We start from the raw sequence: 15863 nt of genomic DNA on the forward strand, positions 1-15863 counted from the left end.
GATACTAAAAAGCGACCATAATGGTCGCTTTTTTTATTCACTAATATATCAATGAATTACATTGGTAATCGCTTACTATCAACACGAATAATAACACAGGTCAAAATAACCAAAGTCACAGCAATAGCGGCAAGTAATACAAACACACCATTCCATGAGTATGCTTTTTCAATCATTGCAATTGGCGCACCAGCAAGCGCTGCACCAACATAGGTTACACCACCTTTAAGACCTGTTGCAGCACCCGCACCATCAGCGTGAGAGGCTTCAATAATACCTAACGCAAACAACATCTGCGGCGCATAAATACCAGCACCAATAATAAAGAAGCATAACGCTACAAGTAAGTAGCTCATATGGATAGTAAAACCAACACCCACCATACCTGCAATTAACACAAAGCAATAAATTAAAATGGTTTTCCAGCGATCAGCGCCAAAGAACTTATCAGAAATAATACCCGATGTCAGACCGCCTAAAATGCCGCCAGCCTCAAACCAAGCCACTAATGAATTAGAACGAACTAGGTCCCAATGCAGTACATCAACAAAGTAAACGCTAACCCAGTCGCTTGAAACAGTACGGATCACATAAATACATAAGTCACCGCCAATCGCTAACCAAATAATAGGGTTAGTCAGAATGTAGCGTTGAAACATCACCCACATTGATAAACCCGTTTCAGAGCGCTTATTGATTTCTAATTGCTTAGTATCGTTACGCCAAACACCCACATTTGGTAAGCCGTAATTTTCAGGTTTACCACGCATCAAAATAGCGGCGATCAAGGCCTGTACTGCAGTAATCGCTGCAGGCACATAAAACGCATAACGCCAGTTACCCGTATAGGCGATAACAGCTGAAGCAATTAACGGCGCTAATGCACCACCAACATTGTGGGATGTATTCCATAATGAATACCAACCACCGCGCTCAGATTTTGAATACCACTGGCTGATTGCTTTAGCGATAGGAGGAAAACCACAACCTTGCACAACAGCTGTTAAGCAATACAGTGCTAGTAACATGCTGACACTATTGGTCATGCCAATACCAACGTTAATAATGGCAATGACCACTAATACCGGTGCTAAAAATAAACGCGGATTAATTCTATCGGCTAAAAGGCCTGAACTAAATTTTGAAAGGCCGTATAGAATATAATAAATCGATGAGGCTAAACCAAACTGTACCATGGTCATGCCGAGATCTTTCATTAACAATGGCGCTGCTGCAGCAAACGCTTTTCTTGAAATATACATCACGGTATAGGTCAAGAACGTAGTAATGATTATTTGCCAGCGAAGGCGTTTATAAGTCGCATCTAGTTTTGAATTATTCATCAAATAGGGATCGTTCAAAGAGGGATTTTAGAAAGCGCACAGCGTACTCTTTGAAACAATTAGTTACAATTTAATTATTTGATTACTATTTAAGCTTTGGAATATTCATTCACAGTCAAGATTAACGCACTTATCAGACCAGATAAAAAACAAAATACATGTCATTTTATAGAATAAAGAACTTAAAACATTAAAATAACAGCATGACACGATCACCTTTTGAATCACTAACAGCATAATTGTTTGCGAAAAACACCTTCTATTGCGGTTAAAACAATAAAAAATGACACACAAAAAAACGCCAAAATTTCAACATTTGTAGCATTGAATCTATAAAAAATAAACATTGGCGTCATTTTCTCAAATCGTAGCCAATAAAAAAGGCAGTTTAAAAACTGCCTTTTTTATGTATCAACTTTTACGCTTAGTTTGCAGGAACAACACGGGTTGTGCTTCCTTGTTGATAGATATCAACTCGCTGACCAACACGGAAGATCATGCTAGGATCCACTTGCTGTACAACCGCAACTGTCCGTCCACTGTCTAGCTTAATAACAATGTTAACCCCTTGACGTTTACCAACAGCATCACCAGCACTATTACCTAAAGCACCACCAGCAAGAGCACCACCGATTGCGGCAATATCAGAGCCTGAACCGCCACCAATCTTTGAGCCTAAAATGCCACCAATAGCAGCACCAGCAAGTGTACCAATCGTACTTTCACCATCAGAACTCATTGTAACTGCATCAAGTTTGGTAATTGTGCCTGTGGAAACAGTTTGCATAGTGCGAGCTTCACCAACATTGTAAGCATCACCATAAGGGTTTTGAGCACAGCCAACGACACCTAATGACAACATCATTGCCACTGCAACCATGACTTTTTTATTCGATTTTGATTTATGACTCAAAACAACCTCCTACTAGTTTAAACCCAACTTCACGTATTAAGTGTGGCTGTAAATTTAATATTTGCCACATCTTATTTACTGGTATGGTTACAATATAAAACAGCGTACATTTATTTGCAAAAAAAAGAGCACTTCTATGCTCTTTTTATTTATCTTACCTACCTTATTTGCGTGCTCTGAGCATTAACCAGTAGCTGATCGCTGCAAAACCAACAAACTGCAGCCATAACTGCCCCCAGCGATCACTCTCTTGCGCAAAACTCGCACCAAGCTGATTAAGGCCAAGAAAGCCATTAATTGCCGCAGTAGACGGTGCTAATTGTGCAATATAGTTAATCGCAGCCGGAATCGCAGAAGGTGGCCAAATAAATCCAGCACTAAACACTAACGGTAACGAGCTTAACAGCACCACCAATGTGACTAATTCACAGCGAGGCAATAACTGACCAAGCACCATCCCTAACATGATCACTGCCAATAAAAACGGTATTGTCATCATGATCAAGTCATGAATAGATGCGAGCCTATTGACGCCATAGTAAACATAACTAAATCCGAAGTAATACATCACTAACGGTAAATAGATTAGGGTAAACAATAGTGCGCGAACAGTCATTACCATCCAAATCGGGTATTGTGCCCAATAACCCGTTTTACCTGCTGCACGTGCTTCATTCTCTGCCGCTCCCATCATTCCGACACCAATTAATAAGGTTTGATGAAGAATAAGCACAAATACTGCGGGTACAACATAATTGATATACCCCATGGTGACATTAAATACTGGCCGCATATTAAGCTTCATTGCTGTGACATGTTGGGTTGCCTCAACAACGCCATCACCCGTTAGTATCATGCGATTTATTTTCGCTTTAACGGCTAATGCATTGCCTGCGCCATTTAAGCCTTCAACCACGGTGCCGTAAACTAAAAATAGAGCCGCATTACCAGCATAAGCCAGCGTGGGACTAGTCCCCATCATCACATCACGATAAAAATGCTCAGGGATCACTAAAATGCCATCGACTTGCCGATCTTCTAAAGCCACTTTAGCAGCATTAATACTGCTAAGATGTTCAGTGATCGCAACTTGTGGTGTCGCATCAGCCATACGAATTAACTCACGACTCATTTGGCTATGATCCAAATTAACCACAGCAACACGCTGCTCTCGCGGTAATTCATTGATATAAGGCAGTGGGTATAAAAATGAATAAAATACCACCCCACCAAAAACCGTAAACAATAACGAGAAATTACTGAAGATAGCTTTTAGTTCACACTTAAATAACTTACCCCAGCTCATGCTGCTCTCCTTGCTGTGCCGATATCGTTGCTAATGCTTTATTACGGCGCATTAGCATTAATCCCATCGCCATTAATAAGGCACACATAAAGCTCGTTAACACCAACAGTTGATGCGATGCTTGATACCAACCGGTACCATAATCTACTTGCTGTAATTGCACTTCGATATAATGACTGACGGGCAACAATCCACGCCAAATTTTGGCAATAATCGGCATATCAGTTGCAGGAAACGTGATCCCCATAAACGCAAATGCAGGCGCGGTATAAGCTGCAACAAAACTCATTGCTCGTGGAGCCTCCATCGCCACAAAATAAATCAAACTCCCCATACTCTGGCAAGCAAATACCATCAGTATTTGAGCTACAATTAGGATCCCCCAATAGCCATGCATTGGCCAATCAAGCACCACATACATCCACCATAAAAACAGCAGACCTTGAATCAAAAACAAGCCCGAATACGCTAATAATTTACCGACTAATTTTTGGCACGGAGTGTGTGCTAACCAGCGCCATAATCCTTGTCCACGGGCTTCATGTACTAATGCCAACACTGTGGTTGCAACTATCAATATTTGCCAAATAGACGGAATAATAGCGGAAACTAAAAATTGACCATAATGGCTATTACTATTGAACAATGGTGTGATTTGAGCACGAATAGGCACTGCTTGCCCTAATGCTTGCAGAGGGACAGGCGCACCAGAACTCATGTTCCTCATTGCCTCAACACCAGCGTTATAGGTTCCTTCAACTTGCAACATTGCTGCAGTAATCAGTTTACCGATAAGGATAAATTGACCATTATAAAAGGTCGTTATCTGTGGCGCTTCGCCAAGCTTAACGTCTTTTTCGTAATTATCAGGGATCACCACCATCGCATAAATATCATTGGCACGCATTGCTGCACTGGCAGTATGATCATCCGTAAATTGACGGGTAACCGCCATACTTGGACTAGCATCAATATACCGCGTCAATTGACGCGACATTTGGCTATGATCAAGATCAACCACGCCCACAGGCAAATTACGTGCAATACCAGTGGCAAAAATCGCCCACATTGTCAGAAACAATATTGCAGGTAACCATACCACCAACGCGCGCAACCATTGGTCTTGCCAAATCGTGCGCCATTCGGTTTTTATTGCTGAATAAATAGCCATATCATTACTCAACAAGGACACTCATACCCACGCGTAAACCCGCAATAGGTTGAGTCGGACGAGCTTCCACTTCAAATGTACGCATATCAAAACCTTTGGCAGTGTCAGTTGCTCGCCAGGTTGCAAAATCGCCCATCACAGCAACATGGGTTACTTTTAGCTGGTAGCTTTTATTGCCTAACGCCGGAATCGTAACGTTAAAGGTTTTGCCTTCTTGGTAATCTTTCAGTTTATCTTCACGAACATTAAACACCGCCCATGCATCGCTAATGTCGATAATATTCACCACTGGGAAACCTTGTGGGGCTAATTCGCCATCATGCAATAGCACTTGTGATACTTCACCTTTATGCCAACTGGTCACTTTGGTATCAGCGACATACGCTTGCACTTCAGCGACCGCTCCAGCTGCCATTTTAACTTTTTCTTGAGCGGCACGTTTCGTTTCAACTCGCGCACCTTCTTTGGCCATTTGATACATCTGATAAGCTGCACTTTCAGTAAATTGCGCCGCTTGCCATTGAGTGTAAACTTCATCGCGCTTTTGTTCTGCTAATACACCGTCTTTATAAAGGTTGTTGATTCGAACATAGGTTTTTTGCATTAAAGCAGCAGCCGCTTTAGCTTTGCCCCATTGATCTTTTGCCGCGGCGATTTGTTGAATACGCGCTCCTTTTTCGGCCTCTTCTGCTAATGCACCAGCTGCCTGCTCACCCGCTTGAGCTTGTTCTAATTTCGCATCAATTTCAGGGCTTAAAATGGTAAAAATTAACTGCCCTGGTTGTACCTCATCACCCTTACGAACTAATACTTTATCAATACGTCCAGGAACTTTAGAGGCAATATTGTATTGCTGCGCTTCAATTTGACCTTGCATACGCTCAGGTTGAGGTTGGTAAGCATGCCAGAAGGTATAGCCGAGCCATCCAACCACCGCAATAACAGGAACAGCGATAGCAATTGCTTTTAACTTACTCATTATAATTTGACCTCGATCCCTTGATGTTGCTGATAATTTTTAAATGTGTTCATTTCGCCACTAATGGCAAGTAAGCGGGTTAAACATGCGACATATTGGTAAGCCGCAGCTAAACGCTGGGTTTTAATGCTGGCTAAAAACAACTCTGCATCAACTACATCGAGTGAGGTTGATAATCCTTGGCCAAACGCTTTTTCACGTAACCGCGTATTTTCATGGGCCAATGATAAACTTGATGCTAAACCGTTATATTCTTCTAGCGCTTGCTTAGCTTCACGATAGGTTTTTTCAACTAACACGGTTAAATCTTGCTGTGCTTGTGCTTGTAGATGGTTGACTTGGGTGACCATTGAATGGGCTGCACTTAATTTTCCTGAACGGCCTGAGTTATCAATCAATGGTACACTCACTCCAACACCAACAGCCCAATCTGGGGCCATCGTTGCTGCTAAACTGCCGCTGTCGTGCAAGTTATAATCACCGTAGACATAAACTTCAGGGTAATATTTGCCTTTCTCGACATCAATCAGCCCACCCGCTTGTTTACGTTTAGCATCTAAAATACGCAACCCCGGATAAGTCGCTAAGGTTTTATCTACAAATGCTGACATCGGTGGCAACGAATTATTAATAAATAATCCTGTCGAGGGCATTGCTGGGGTTGTTTGTTTTAATAACTGCGTTAAAGCAACTTGAGCAATTTCTAAGTCTCGCAGCGATTTCTGGCGCTCAACTTTAGCTTTGTCATAAGCAGCTTGCGCTTGTAGACGTTCAACTCGCGCAATTTGTCCTTGTTGCTCAAGCTTCACTGCATCTTGATAATGACGCTTTAAGCCATTTTCTACTTCAGTACGGGTTTGTAAGACATTTTTAGCCAGTACCACCCCAAAATAAAAGCGCGATAAATCTTCAAATTTGGCTTGTTGCTGCATCGCTAGCATGTATTTGGCTTGGTCTGTTTTGCCCTCTGCAATATCTTGAGCAGCGCTGATACGACCACCGGTAAAAATCGGCCAGATCGCACGAATCGAACTAGTGAACACATCGCGATCAGAAATATTAGCAGTAAATAACGAATTAAAATCAGTGCCTGTCGCTTGTGTAAGATCAGCAATAATTTTATTAAGAGCTTGGCCTGCTGCTGTATTTGAAGCTGGCATGCTGTCAAAAACATCAGAAGGCGATAATTTAATGTCATTATCTAAACGGGTGTAATTGGCACCAATAGTGACTTTAGGCAAATACAGATCTTTGGCGGCATCTTGCATGTATTGCGCTTGTTCAACACTGGCACGATCAGCGGCTAAACCATCATTTGTTGTCACTACAGTATGCCACGCATCATTAAAACTCACTGGCGCAGCATGCACTGTAGGGACGATTGCCAATAGTGCAATTGTCAGTTGCTTTACCATCAATGGCCTTATTCTCATGTATTAACCCTTCCCCTTTTTTCTTGCCAATGCGTTATCATAGATATAGAGCATATACTCTAAAAAATAAATTTTAACAGATTCTCTAATAATTACTTTATATTAAAGAGTTATTTTATTGACATAAATAATAACGCTATTTAAAGCAACAAACAAAATAGCCCACAATTATTGTGGGCTATTAATATTTAGTCGTAAAACTAACCGTAATCAAATTAATAATAATTAACGGGCTAAACGAATTAATGAACGTCCTAATAAACATTCTAATTCGGCAATACTTTGCTTACCATAACGTTGTTCACACAGAGTAAATAAACGCTCAATTCCACGGTGAGCAAATTCATGTGACGTTTCAGCAGAAGAAATATGATGAAACAATAAGCGTAAAATAGCGCGAAATTTTTCATCTTCTAGTGCCGCAGACCAACTGGTTGAAAATGCCTGCAAATCACCAGCGAGATCCAATTTATCAACAAAAAGATGATAAATACGCCCATCAAGTGCGTGCGCGAAATCTTGCTTCTTAGGAAAGTGGTGGCTAATACCGGTTCTTGATATTCCGGTTTGGTTACTCAAAGTGGTGTACGACATTTTATCGTAACCTAACGTCAGTATTTGCTCTATCACTGCATCCATAATGGTCTGAATGGTGATTTCGGTGTCTTCTTTACTACGCTTTGGCATAATGCGTTGACTCTGTTTTAATCATTTTATGCAACGGTAATACCCTTGACGCTCAATAATAACGTCAAGAATATTGGTTCGCTGTAGTATTACAAAATGTTTTTCGGTTAACTAGGGGTTTACCGCATAATTAACGATTAAATTTACGCGCATGCTGTTCAATATCACGGTATAAAATTTTAGTCCAATAAGGTTGAGTGTTTGCTGCCAGCAGTTTACTTTTCCTAGGATCATGTGGACTAATTAATACTTCGATATTATCAATTCCTGTTCGTTCAGCTAATAAAAACAGTTCTTCAATTGCATAGTCACCCATGGCCAAACATCCGACCGAGGCTTCTTTGCCATGAATAAAAATATTGCTCCCAGGTGATGTACGCCCTTCTAATTGGGCATATTTACGGTCAAATTCATTCGGATAATTAAGCTTCATCGATAAATGATAACGGCTATTTGGATTCAACAGCGATACTTGATAAACACCTTCAGGAACCTGTTTATCACCTTCGCGCATTTTAGGCCCCATTTGACCACTCATTTTTTGAATATCGTAACGCTTAACATAAGACCATTTGCCTTTTTCTTGCGCCCACAGTTCAACATTTCGTTCCTGTTTCATTGCAAATAATGCAATATTTTGCGGCGGATAGCTTAAGCCTACATTTTCAAAATAGCGTTTTAGTCTTGGCTCAACAAAAGGCGTATAACGTTCCATGACATCAGTGATAGTACGGCTACCTGTTGGTGGGTATAGTGCATATGTTGATGATGGCGATGGAATATATAATGACTCCGCTAATGCATCACCGGTTGGTGTTAGCACTAACATTAATGGACAAATAACTTTCTTTAGCACACAACCCTCAATGATAATTTATCTACGCGCACAACAATGCGCTAATTAACATAACAACCAACTTGAATCGCGTTAGTTTACCTGAATTATTGATTAAATAACCATCACTTTGTTTTCACATTACGGATTACGTGTAAACTTACACCGCGACAGTGATCTAAGCTTCTAAAATCTTTACAATAGCCACCATAAATTATATCCATTCATTAATGAGACAATTTTGCATACGTTAGAACAATTACGCTCAGGCGAGCTTAAAGGCACCACTTATTTAACATTAAGTGAGCAGCTAACCCAATTTCCAACAGAAATTCTAACGCTTGCAGACAGCTTAGAAGTGTTAGATCTAACCAATAATCAGTTAACACATTTGCCTGATAATTTCAGTCAATTAACCAAATTACGTATTATTTTTATTTCCAATAACTGCTTTACAGATTTACCGCCTGTGTTAGGCGCATGCCCTAATCTGGAAATGATCGGCTTTAAATCTAATCAAATTACCACTGTTACAGCCAATGCATTGCCAAAAAAATTACGCTGGTTAATTTTAACCGATAATAAAATCACCGCTCTTCCTGAGGCGCTTGGTGACTGTATCCATTTACAAAAATTAGCGTTAGCGGGTAATGCATTAACTGCACTACCACTTTCTATGAATAAGTTAATTAACTTACAATTAATACGTTTATCCGCTAATGCATTAACTGCATTTCCAAGCCAATTGCTTGATTTACCTAAATTGGCATGGCTTGCTTTTTCAGGTAATGATTTTAACCGCAACCAACAAGTTAATCATCCACTACCTTATGTTGCATCAAGTGATTACCAACTTGATAAAGTATTAGGCCAAGGGGCTTCAGGGGTTATTTCATTAGCACAATGGCTGTCAAACTCGCATCAACTTGATAATGCAATCGCAGTTAAGGTGTTTAAAGGACAAGTTACTTCTGATGGTTACCCACAAGATGAATTAAATGCATGTTTAAAAACAGGCGCACATCCAAACTTAGTTGCCTCATTAGCTCAAGTAAATGAACCCAACTATCTCGCACTGATCATGGCATTAATTCCAGCGCATTATCGCAATTTAGGTTTACCGCCTACATTGATGTCTTGTACTCGTGACACCTTTCCTGCGCAATTTACACTGTCAATTGCCGCTATCGCGACGATTGTTGAACAAATGATCGCCGTTATTACTCATATGCAACAGCAAGGTGTTGCTCATGGTGATATCTATGCGCATAACGTTTTAGTTGACGATGATGCCAATATTTTGGTGGGCGATTTTGGTGCAGCATCGATTTATGATGACTTAGCACTTGAGCAGCAACAAAAAATCGCGGCGATCGAATGGCGTGCCGTAGGGTATTTTATCGAAGATTTGTTGTCGATTTGCCAAGTTAATGAACAACATACAGTTGGATATCAACAATTACACACACAAGCTCAGCATTATATTGCAGCTTAATTATCATTAATCCCCTGTTACCAGTACCTTACTCAATTTATACAGTTCACATAAATTGAGTAGGCGTATAGCTTAATACACTCACAAATAAAACCTTATAATTCAATAGAATAAAAAGATTAATTCAACTTAACTGCTAATAATACTAAACAATTAGCATAATCTTACTTGACGGCAACTTAGATAACAGCCTAAATTTAACATTATAGTAACACTTAGCAATCAATGATCCATTTGTTAAACGGAGTGCTTATGGCTCAACTGCAAACACCTGCTGACATGATCATCAAATGGGCTAATGAACGCCCTAACGATATTTATTTAAAACAAATCATCAATCGTCAATTTGTTAACTACACCTACGCCAGTGTTGCAGATAAAGCCCAACGTTTAGTCACCGCATTTCAGCAATTAGGCCTTCAACAAGGTGAGCGCATTGCTTTAATTTCTAAAAACTGTGCCGAGTGGTTTATTTGTGACTTAGCCATGATGCTTGGCGGTTATGTTAGTGTGCCTATTTTTCCAACCGCGGGTGCTGATACTATCGCCCATTGCATTGAGCATAGTGAAGCTAAATTGATCATTATTGGTAAACTTGATAGCCCAAGTGCCATCAATAATGTCGTAACCAACCATGCTAATATCCCCACGATTGCTTTTTCGTATCCAGGCACTCCAACATGCCAATATCAATTTAACGATTTAATTGAGCAGCACTTACCGACCTCAGAGCGTTGCTCACATCATGATACTGATTTAATGTCGATTGTTTACACATCCGGTACATCAGGGTTACCTAAAGGTGCGATGCTCACTTATGGTGCATTTGTATGGTCATCACAAAAAATCATTGACCATATCGGCTTAGAAGACAATGAACGCTTATTCTCATATCTGCCATTAGCCCATATTACCGAGCGGGTTTATATTTTTGGCTCTTCAATTATGTCTGGATTACAAGTCGCGTTTCCAGAATCACTTGATACTTTTATTGATGATGTAAAAATGCATCAACCAACAATTTTTGTGTCGGTTCCACGTCTATGGACCTTATTTCAACAGCGTATACAAGATAAACTTCCCGCTGCTAAATTGAATTTTCTGTTAAGTATTCCTTTAGTATCGAGCTTTATTAAGCGTAAATTAGCGCAAGGGCTAGGGCTTGATAAAGCACGGGTGCTTGGTTGTGGTTCAGCTCCTGTCTCAGCAGGCTTATTACGTTGGTATGAAAGTATTGGTCTTAACATAACTGAAGCATGGGGAATGACAGAGTCATTTGCTTACAGCACTCTCAACCATCCTTATCGTAGCGATAAAATTGGTACGGTCGGCAATGCAGGCCCTGGCATTGAGATCAAAATAGCGGCTGATAAAGAGATACTGGTACGCAGTAAAGGCTTATTTAGCGGCTATTACAATAACTCTCAAGCGACTCAAGCAAGCTTTGATAATGATGGCTGGCTATATACCGGTGATATCGGTGAATTAGATAATGACGGTTATTTAACCATTCAAGGGCGTAAAAAAGACACGTTCAAAACAGCCAAAGGCAAATTTGTTTCACCAGTACCAATAGAAAAACGCTTCATGGAGTTAGCTAACGTTGAAATGGTGTGCTTGATAGGCTCTGGAATGTCAGCACCAATACTTTTGGCCGTTGCCCATGATTATCCTAAGTTTAATCATCAACGTTATGAAAAAAAGCTTGCCGCCATTTTAACTAAAATAAATAACGAGTTAGAATCTCATCAAAAAATCAAAGGGATTTTGATGATGAAAGAACCTTGGAGTATTGAAAATGGTATCTTAACCCCAACGCTAAAAATTAAACGTCATGTATTAGAACAGCACTATGCAGATATTGATAATAATTGGAATAATGAAAAAATTATCCATTGGCAACAATAACTAGTATTAATATTTTTAATTTATATGTGTGGGAATTTTAAAAAATAAACCTTGTGTCAATTTAAAACAAATAATAAGTCAATTTTACATCTGTAAATACGAATATTTATCTAACTAAAGCATCTAAATATATTTTATTTTATCTTCAATAAAAAACTATAGGTGTTATATGGTAGTGTAAAATATAGGATTAATGGTTTTTATAAAATAGATATCGTTAAGGTATAACTTGAACACAATAGTTAATGAGGTCTAGATATACTGATACTAATTCAAGTTATTGGTTTTCTTGAATTAGTATCATGCATGAAATATTAGTAGGTAACGATTCGTTTGGTATTTAGCCATTCAACCATGTCAAAATATTTCTCATGTACACGGTACATTGCAAAGAATTGAGTGGTGATTTCACCTTTCTCATTATAACAATGAACAAAGTTATCTAAATTTGAACGTTTACGTGCACCAAAGAACACTGATTTACCGTCATCTAAGCGTAAGAAACGCTCAATATCGCCTTCATCGCAAATATCACGGTCAGACATGACAAAAAATAAGTTATCAAAATCAACGCGTTTTTTTCTGCGTTCCCATTTTTCTTTTACTTCAGCGAAAGATGCATCATGAATAAAATGAATTTCAATATCACCTAACTTACCCAAAATATAAGGATAAGAATCAATATACTTAGAACTTGTCGCTTGTTCCAATTCTAATGATAAATAGTGTTTAAGGTTTTCACAAAACTTCAGATAACAATCTGAATAGAAAAAACACCCCACAGTTGGTGAATTAAAAGGTTGAACTAAATCGCTGCAAGTAATACCACCAATGCAATTATTAGATATCAAGCTAAAATTTTTATTCTTTAATCTTGCTTGTAGTTTCTTATTAACATGAGAACGATAAACTTTATATAATGTTCTTTTATAGATATAAGATATAACGCGTTGAATCATCAATTAAACCTTTAAAACATAATTAGATTATATAAGTGATATTGTTTAATACTCACTATAATAATAATTGGGAATTTTGCTTATTGTATAAGTTACCAGAGAATAAAACAAATAAATAATATAAAACAAATTTATATATTAACAGTGCAATTAAATTGATTTTTTATATATAACAATAAAACTAATTACTAATATCAATTATTGTTATTTATTTGAAAATCAGCGCGACCCTCAGCATGACAAACCGATCATTCAAACTTTTTGCATCTAGGTTAAATATTCCAGATGCAAAAAATCCTCACATTGCTGACGAGGCTTCGTTGTGTTGTGAAGCGGACGGGACTTGCCATTGCGAAAATCAGCGCGACCCTCGGCGTGACAGACCGATTATTCACACTTTTTGCATCTAGGTTAAATATTCCAGATGCAAAAAATCCTCACATTGCTGACGAGGCTTCGTTGTGTTGTGAAGCGGACGGGACTTGCCATTCCGAAAATCAGCGCGACCCTCGGCGTGACAGACCGATTATTCACACTTTTTGCATCTAGGTTAAATATTCCAGATGCAAAAAATCCCCGTCATTGCTGACGAGGCTTCGTTGTGTTGGCGGAGCGGACGGGACTCGAACCCGCGACCCCCGGCGTGACAGGCCGGTATTCTAACCAACTGAACTACCGCTCCAATTCTGTATGAAACTCGATTAAATCAAATTTCTAGAATGTGGCGGAGAGATAGGGATTTGAACCCTAGATACGCTATAAACGTATGCCGGTTTTCAAGACCGGTGCTTTCAACCACTCAGCCATCTCTCCAATGGCGCGAATAATAGCGAGCTTGGCCTTGGCTGTAAAGCTAAAATTTCATTAAAAAGATCAGTCGCTTGTTTTTTGTTCTTATGTGTGAATTTAGCATCAATTATGCATAAAAAAGGCCGACATATTGTCGACCTTTGATAATTACAAAGAAGTATAGTATTACTTTTCAGCGGCAATCACCGAAATTTCAACCAACAAAGCATCACGAGCCATACTAGCTTCAACACATGCACGCGCAGGTGCATGTCCAGCTGGTACCCAGTTATCCCATACTGCATTCATCTCAGCAAACATACTCATATCTTTAATATAAATAGTGGCTGATAGCATGTGCTCTTTGTCACTGCCCGCTTGCTCAAGTAATGTTTCCACTTTTTCAAGCATGGTTTGTGTCTGTTCAGTAATGTCTTTGGTTGCATCGGCACAAACTTGACCACAAAGGTAAATAGTACCATTGTGCTTCACAATGCGACTCATACGGGCTTTCGTTTCTTGACGCTCGATCATAATGCTCTCTCTGATGGGTTAAAATAAGCAAATAATTCATTATTAACCCGGTCAAGATAGCAAATAAACTTACATTTTTGTATTTTATTGCAAATAAATTTTAATTATTTACCCAGTGAGTCTTCCAAGCGTGCTTTCCAGATAGCCATTGCTAGTGCCGGTTTACGTAAAACCTCAGGGGTTGGAATCCAACCATGCTTAATTTTAGCAAAGACATCAAAGCGCTCGGCGGTACCTGCCATTGCTTCAGCAACAACTTTACCTGCGATATTGGTTAATCCAACACCATGACCGGTATAACCATGAGCAACATAAATATCGTTACCTAAGTGATCAATTTGTGGCATGTAAGAGCGTGTTACTGCAAATAGACCGCCCCAATGGTATTCCATTTTTACATCAGCAAGTTGTGGGAATACCGTGATCATACGCTGGCGTAAACGCTCGCTTGAATCACTATACTCACCATTAAATGGATGATTAACGCCACCAAATAAAATACGGCCATCAGGCGTTGGACGATAATAGTCAAGGCTATTGTTTAGATCTGACATTGCCATCATATTACTGATAGGCTGGCGATCACCCAATTGCTCGGTCACACCAATGTATGACACAACAGGTAACACCACACTTTGTGCTTTACGGTTTAATCCATCTAAATAGGCATTACACGCTAATAACACTTGTTTCGCTTTAACCTGACCTTTAGGGGTATGGATAATATGCGGATTACCTTTATCAAGTTTAACTGCTGGCGTATTTTCAAAAATAGTCGCCCCTAAACTTAATGCCGCTTGTGCTAAACCAAGAGTGTAATTTAGTGGGTGCATATGAGCACTGTTTGAATCATAAAGTCCACCTAAATAGCGTTCAGTATGCGCTACTTGATTAACTTTATCTTTATCCCACCAACTCGCACTTGGGTAATCATAACGGCCTTGTTTAAGGTCATGCCAAGATTTTAATTCTGTTTCTTGGCTTTTCTTCAATGCTAATTCGATATAGCCTTGTTGAAAATCACAATCAATATTAAATTTCTCAATCCGATCGCGAGCAATATCAATCGCTTCACAAGAAAGATCCCATAGTTGTTTACCCCACTCAGGTCCGTATGTTTCATCAACCTCACGTAACCCAAGGCAATAACCCACTAAACATTGACCACCATTACGTCCAGAACCTCCCCATGCTAAACGTTGTGATTCAAGCACCACAACAGAGAATCCTTTTTGACGTAATTCAATCGCGGCATTTAACCCCGTCATACCGCCACCAATAATACAAACATCAGCTTCAATTGCCTGATCAAGTATTGGTTGTTCTGGTAACGCATTAACGGTTGCTTGGTAGTAACTATCGATATATTGACTGCTGATTGACATTCCAATTGCCCACAAAAAAATACAGGTTAAAAATCGCGCGGATAATGTCACGACTCTTAGAGCTGTACAAGCAATTTATTAATGTGATCAGGGTCATAAGTTATGACGATAAATTTTGACACTTTG

The 15863-nt window shown here is 39.4% G+C and carries 13 protein-coding genes and 2 tRNA genes; 2 read left to right on the forward strand and 13 right to left on the reverse strand.

Going from position 1 to position 15863, the window contains the following annotated elements; translation table 11 throughout:
- Positions 1-56 precede the first annotated feature (56 nt).
- From G6R09_RS04480 to G6R09_RS04515, 8 genes are all read right to left on the reverse strand, one after another.
- Complete coding sequence (locus tag G6R09_RS04480; RefSeq protein WP_065168427.1) at positions 57-1343, reverse strand: MFS transporter; 1287 nt, start codon at positions 1341-1343, stop codon at positions 57-59.
- Positions 1344-1767: 424 nt separating this feature from the next.
- Positions 1768-2223 (reverse strand): glycine zipper 2TM domain-containing protein, encoded by a 456-nt coding sequence (locus G6R09_RS04485; protein WP_065168436.1) that lies wholly within the window; start codon positions 2221-2223, stop codon positions 1768-1770.
- Positions 2224-2419: 196 nt separating this feature from the next.
- On the reverse strand, positions 2420-3562 hold the full coding sequence (locus G6R09_RS04490; protein ID WP_065168428.1) for an ABC transporter permease: 1143 nt from the start codon (positions 3560-3562) through the stop codon (positions 2420-2422).
- Positions 3549-4733 (reverse strand): ABC transporter permease, encoded by a 1185-nt coding sequence (locus tag G6R09_RS04495; RefSeq protein WP_065177061.1) that lies wholly within the window; start codon positions 4731-4733, stop codon positions 3549-3551. The genes G6R09_RS04490 and G6R09_RS04495 overlap by 14 nt, the downstream gene beginning before the upstream one ends.
- Before the next feature lie 4 nt (positions 4734-4737).
- Complete coding sequence (locus G6R09_RS04500; RefSeq protein WP_065168429.1) at positions 4738-5712, reverse strand: HlyD family secretion protein; 975 nt, start codon at positions 5710-5712, stop codon at positions 4738-4740.
- Positions 5712-7145, reverse strand: a complete 1434-nt coding sequence (locus tag G6R09_RS04505) for a TolC family protein (protein WP_163920717.1) — start codon at positions 7143-7145, stop codon at positions 5712-5714. Before G6R09_RS04505 ends, G6R09_RS04500 begins: the two co-directional genes overlap by 1 nt.
- A gap of 225 nt (positions 7146-7370) precedes the next feature.
- Positions 7371-7832, reverse strand: coding sequence for a TetR family transcriptional regulator (locus tag G6R09_RS04510; RefSeq protein ID WP_060996763.1), 462 nt, complete (start codon positions 7830-7832; stop codon positions 7371-7373).
- Between the two features lie 130 nt (positions 7833-7962).
- Positions 7963-8688: a murein L,D-transpeptidase family protein gene (locus G6R09_RS04515; RefSeq protein WP_065168431.1), complete on the reverse strand. Its 726-nt coding sequence runs from the start codon at positions 8686-8688 to the stop codon at positions 7963-7965.
- A gap of 220 nt (positions 8689-8908) precedes the next feature.
- Here G6R09_RS04515 and G6R09_RS04520 point away from each other — a divergent pair, with 220 nt between their 5' ends.
- Positions 8909-10162: a leucine-rich repeat-containing protein kinase family protein gene (locus G6R09_RS04520; RefSeq protein ID WP_163920722.1), complete on the forward strand. Its 1254-nt coding sequence runs from the start codon at positions 8909-8911 to the stop codon at positions 10160-10162.
- Between the two features lie 279 nt (positions 10163-10441).
- Positions 10442-12070 (forward strand): AMP-binding protein, encoded by a 1629-nt coding sequence (locus tag G6R09_RS04525; RefSeq protein ID WP_205522985.1) that lies wholly within the window; start codon positions 10442-10444, stop codon positions 12068-12070.
- 314 nt (positions 12071-12384) lie between these two features.
- On the opposite strand, the gene G6R09_RS04530 is transcribed toward G6R09_RS04525, so the two are convergent.
- The 5 genes from G6R09_RS04530 to G6R09_RS04550 form a co-directional block, all read right to left on the reverse strand.
- Entirely contained in the window at positions 12385-13029 is a 645-nt protein-coding gene (locus G6R09_RS04530; RefSeq protein ID WP_065177052.1) for a DUF1919 domain-containing protein, read from the reverse strand.
- Positions 13030-13634: 605 nt separating this feature from the next.
- Positions 13635-13711: transfer RNA gene (locus G6R09_RS04535), tRNA-Asp, on the reverse strand.
- A 40-nt stretch (positions 13712-13751) separates the two neighbouring features.
- Positions 13752-13842 (reverse strand) — tRNA-Ser (locus G6R09_RS04540).
- Positions 13843-14004: 162 nt separating this feature from the next.
- Positions 14005-14352, reverse strand: coding sequence for a RidA family protein (locus tag G6R09_RS04545; RefSeq protein ID WP_065167148.1), 348 nt, complete (start codon positions 14350-14352; stop codon positions 14005-14007).
- 104 nt (positions 14353-14456) lie between these two features.
- Positions 14457-15737 (reverse strand): FAD-binding oxidoreductase, encoded by a 1281-nt coding sequence (locus tag G6R09_RS04550; protein ID WP_065167149.1) that lies wholly within the window; start codon positions 15735-15737, stop codon positions 14457-14459.
- Between the last annotated feature and the right edge of the window lie 126 nt (positions 15738-15863).

The sequence above is a fragment of the Photobacterium sp. Alg240-V54 genome (assembly GCF_900537155.1).
Lineage (GTDB): Bacteria > Pseudomonadota > Gammaproteobacteria > Enterobacterales > Vibrionaceae > Photobacterium.

What these genes read in the sequence shown, in the direction of transcription:
- G6R09_RS04480 (WP_065168427.1), bottom strand. Translation starts at nt 1,343, where the DNA reads ATGAATAATTCAAAACTAGATGCGACTTATAAACGCCTTCGCTGGCAA.
- G6R09_RS04485 (WP_065168436.1), bottom strand. Translation starts at nt 2,223, where the DNA reads ATGGTTGCAGTGGCAATGATGTTGTCATTAGGTGTCGTTGGCTGTGCT.
- G6R09_RS04490 (WP_065168428.1), bottom strand. Translation starts at nt 3,562, where the DNA reads ATGAGCTGGGGTAAGTTATTTAAGTGTGAACTAAAAGCTATCTTCAGT.
- G6R09_RS04495 (WP_065177061.1), bottom strand. Translation starts at nt 4,733, where the DNA reads ATGGCTATTTATTCAGCAATAAAAACCGAATGGCGCACGATTTGGCAA.
- G6R09_RS04500 (WP_065168429.1), bottom strand. Translation starts at nt 5,712, where the DNA reads ATGAGTAAGTTAAAAGCAATTGCTATCGCTGTTCCTGTTATTGCGGTG.
- G6R09_RS04505 (WP_163920717.1), bottom strand. Translation starts at nt 7,145, where the DNA reads ATGAGAATAAGGCCATTGATGGTAAAGCAACTGACAATTGCACTATTG.
- G6R09_RS04510 (WP_060996763.1), bottom strand. Translation starts at nt 7,832, where the DNA reads ATGCCAAAGCGTAGTAAAGAAGACACCGAAATCACCATTCAGACCATT.
- G6R09_RS04525 (WP_205522985.1), top strand. Translation starts at nt 10,442, where the DNA reads ATGATCATCAAATGGGCTAATGAACGCCCTAACGATATTTATTTAAAA.
- G6R09_RS04530 (WP_065177052.1), bottom strand. Translation starts at nt 13,029, where the DNA reads ATGATTCAACGCGTTATATCTTATATCTATAAAAGAACATTATATAAA.
- G6R09_RS04545 (WP_065167148.1), bottom strand. Translation starts at nt 14,352, where the DNA reads ATGATCGAGCGTCAAGAAACGAAAGCCCGTATGAGTCGCATTGTGAAG.
- G6R09_RS04550 (WP_065167149.1), bottom strand. Translation starts at nt 15,737, where the DNA reads ATGTCAATCAGCAGTCAATATATCGATAGTTACTACCAAGCAACCGTT.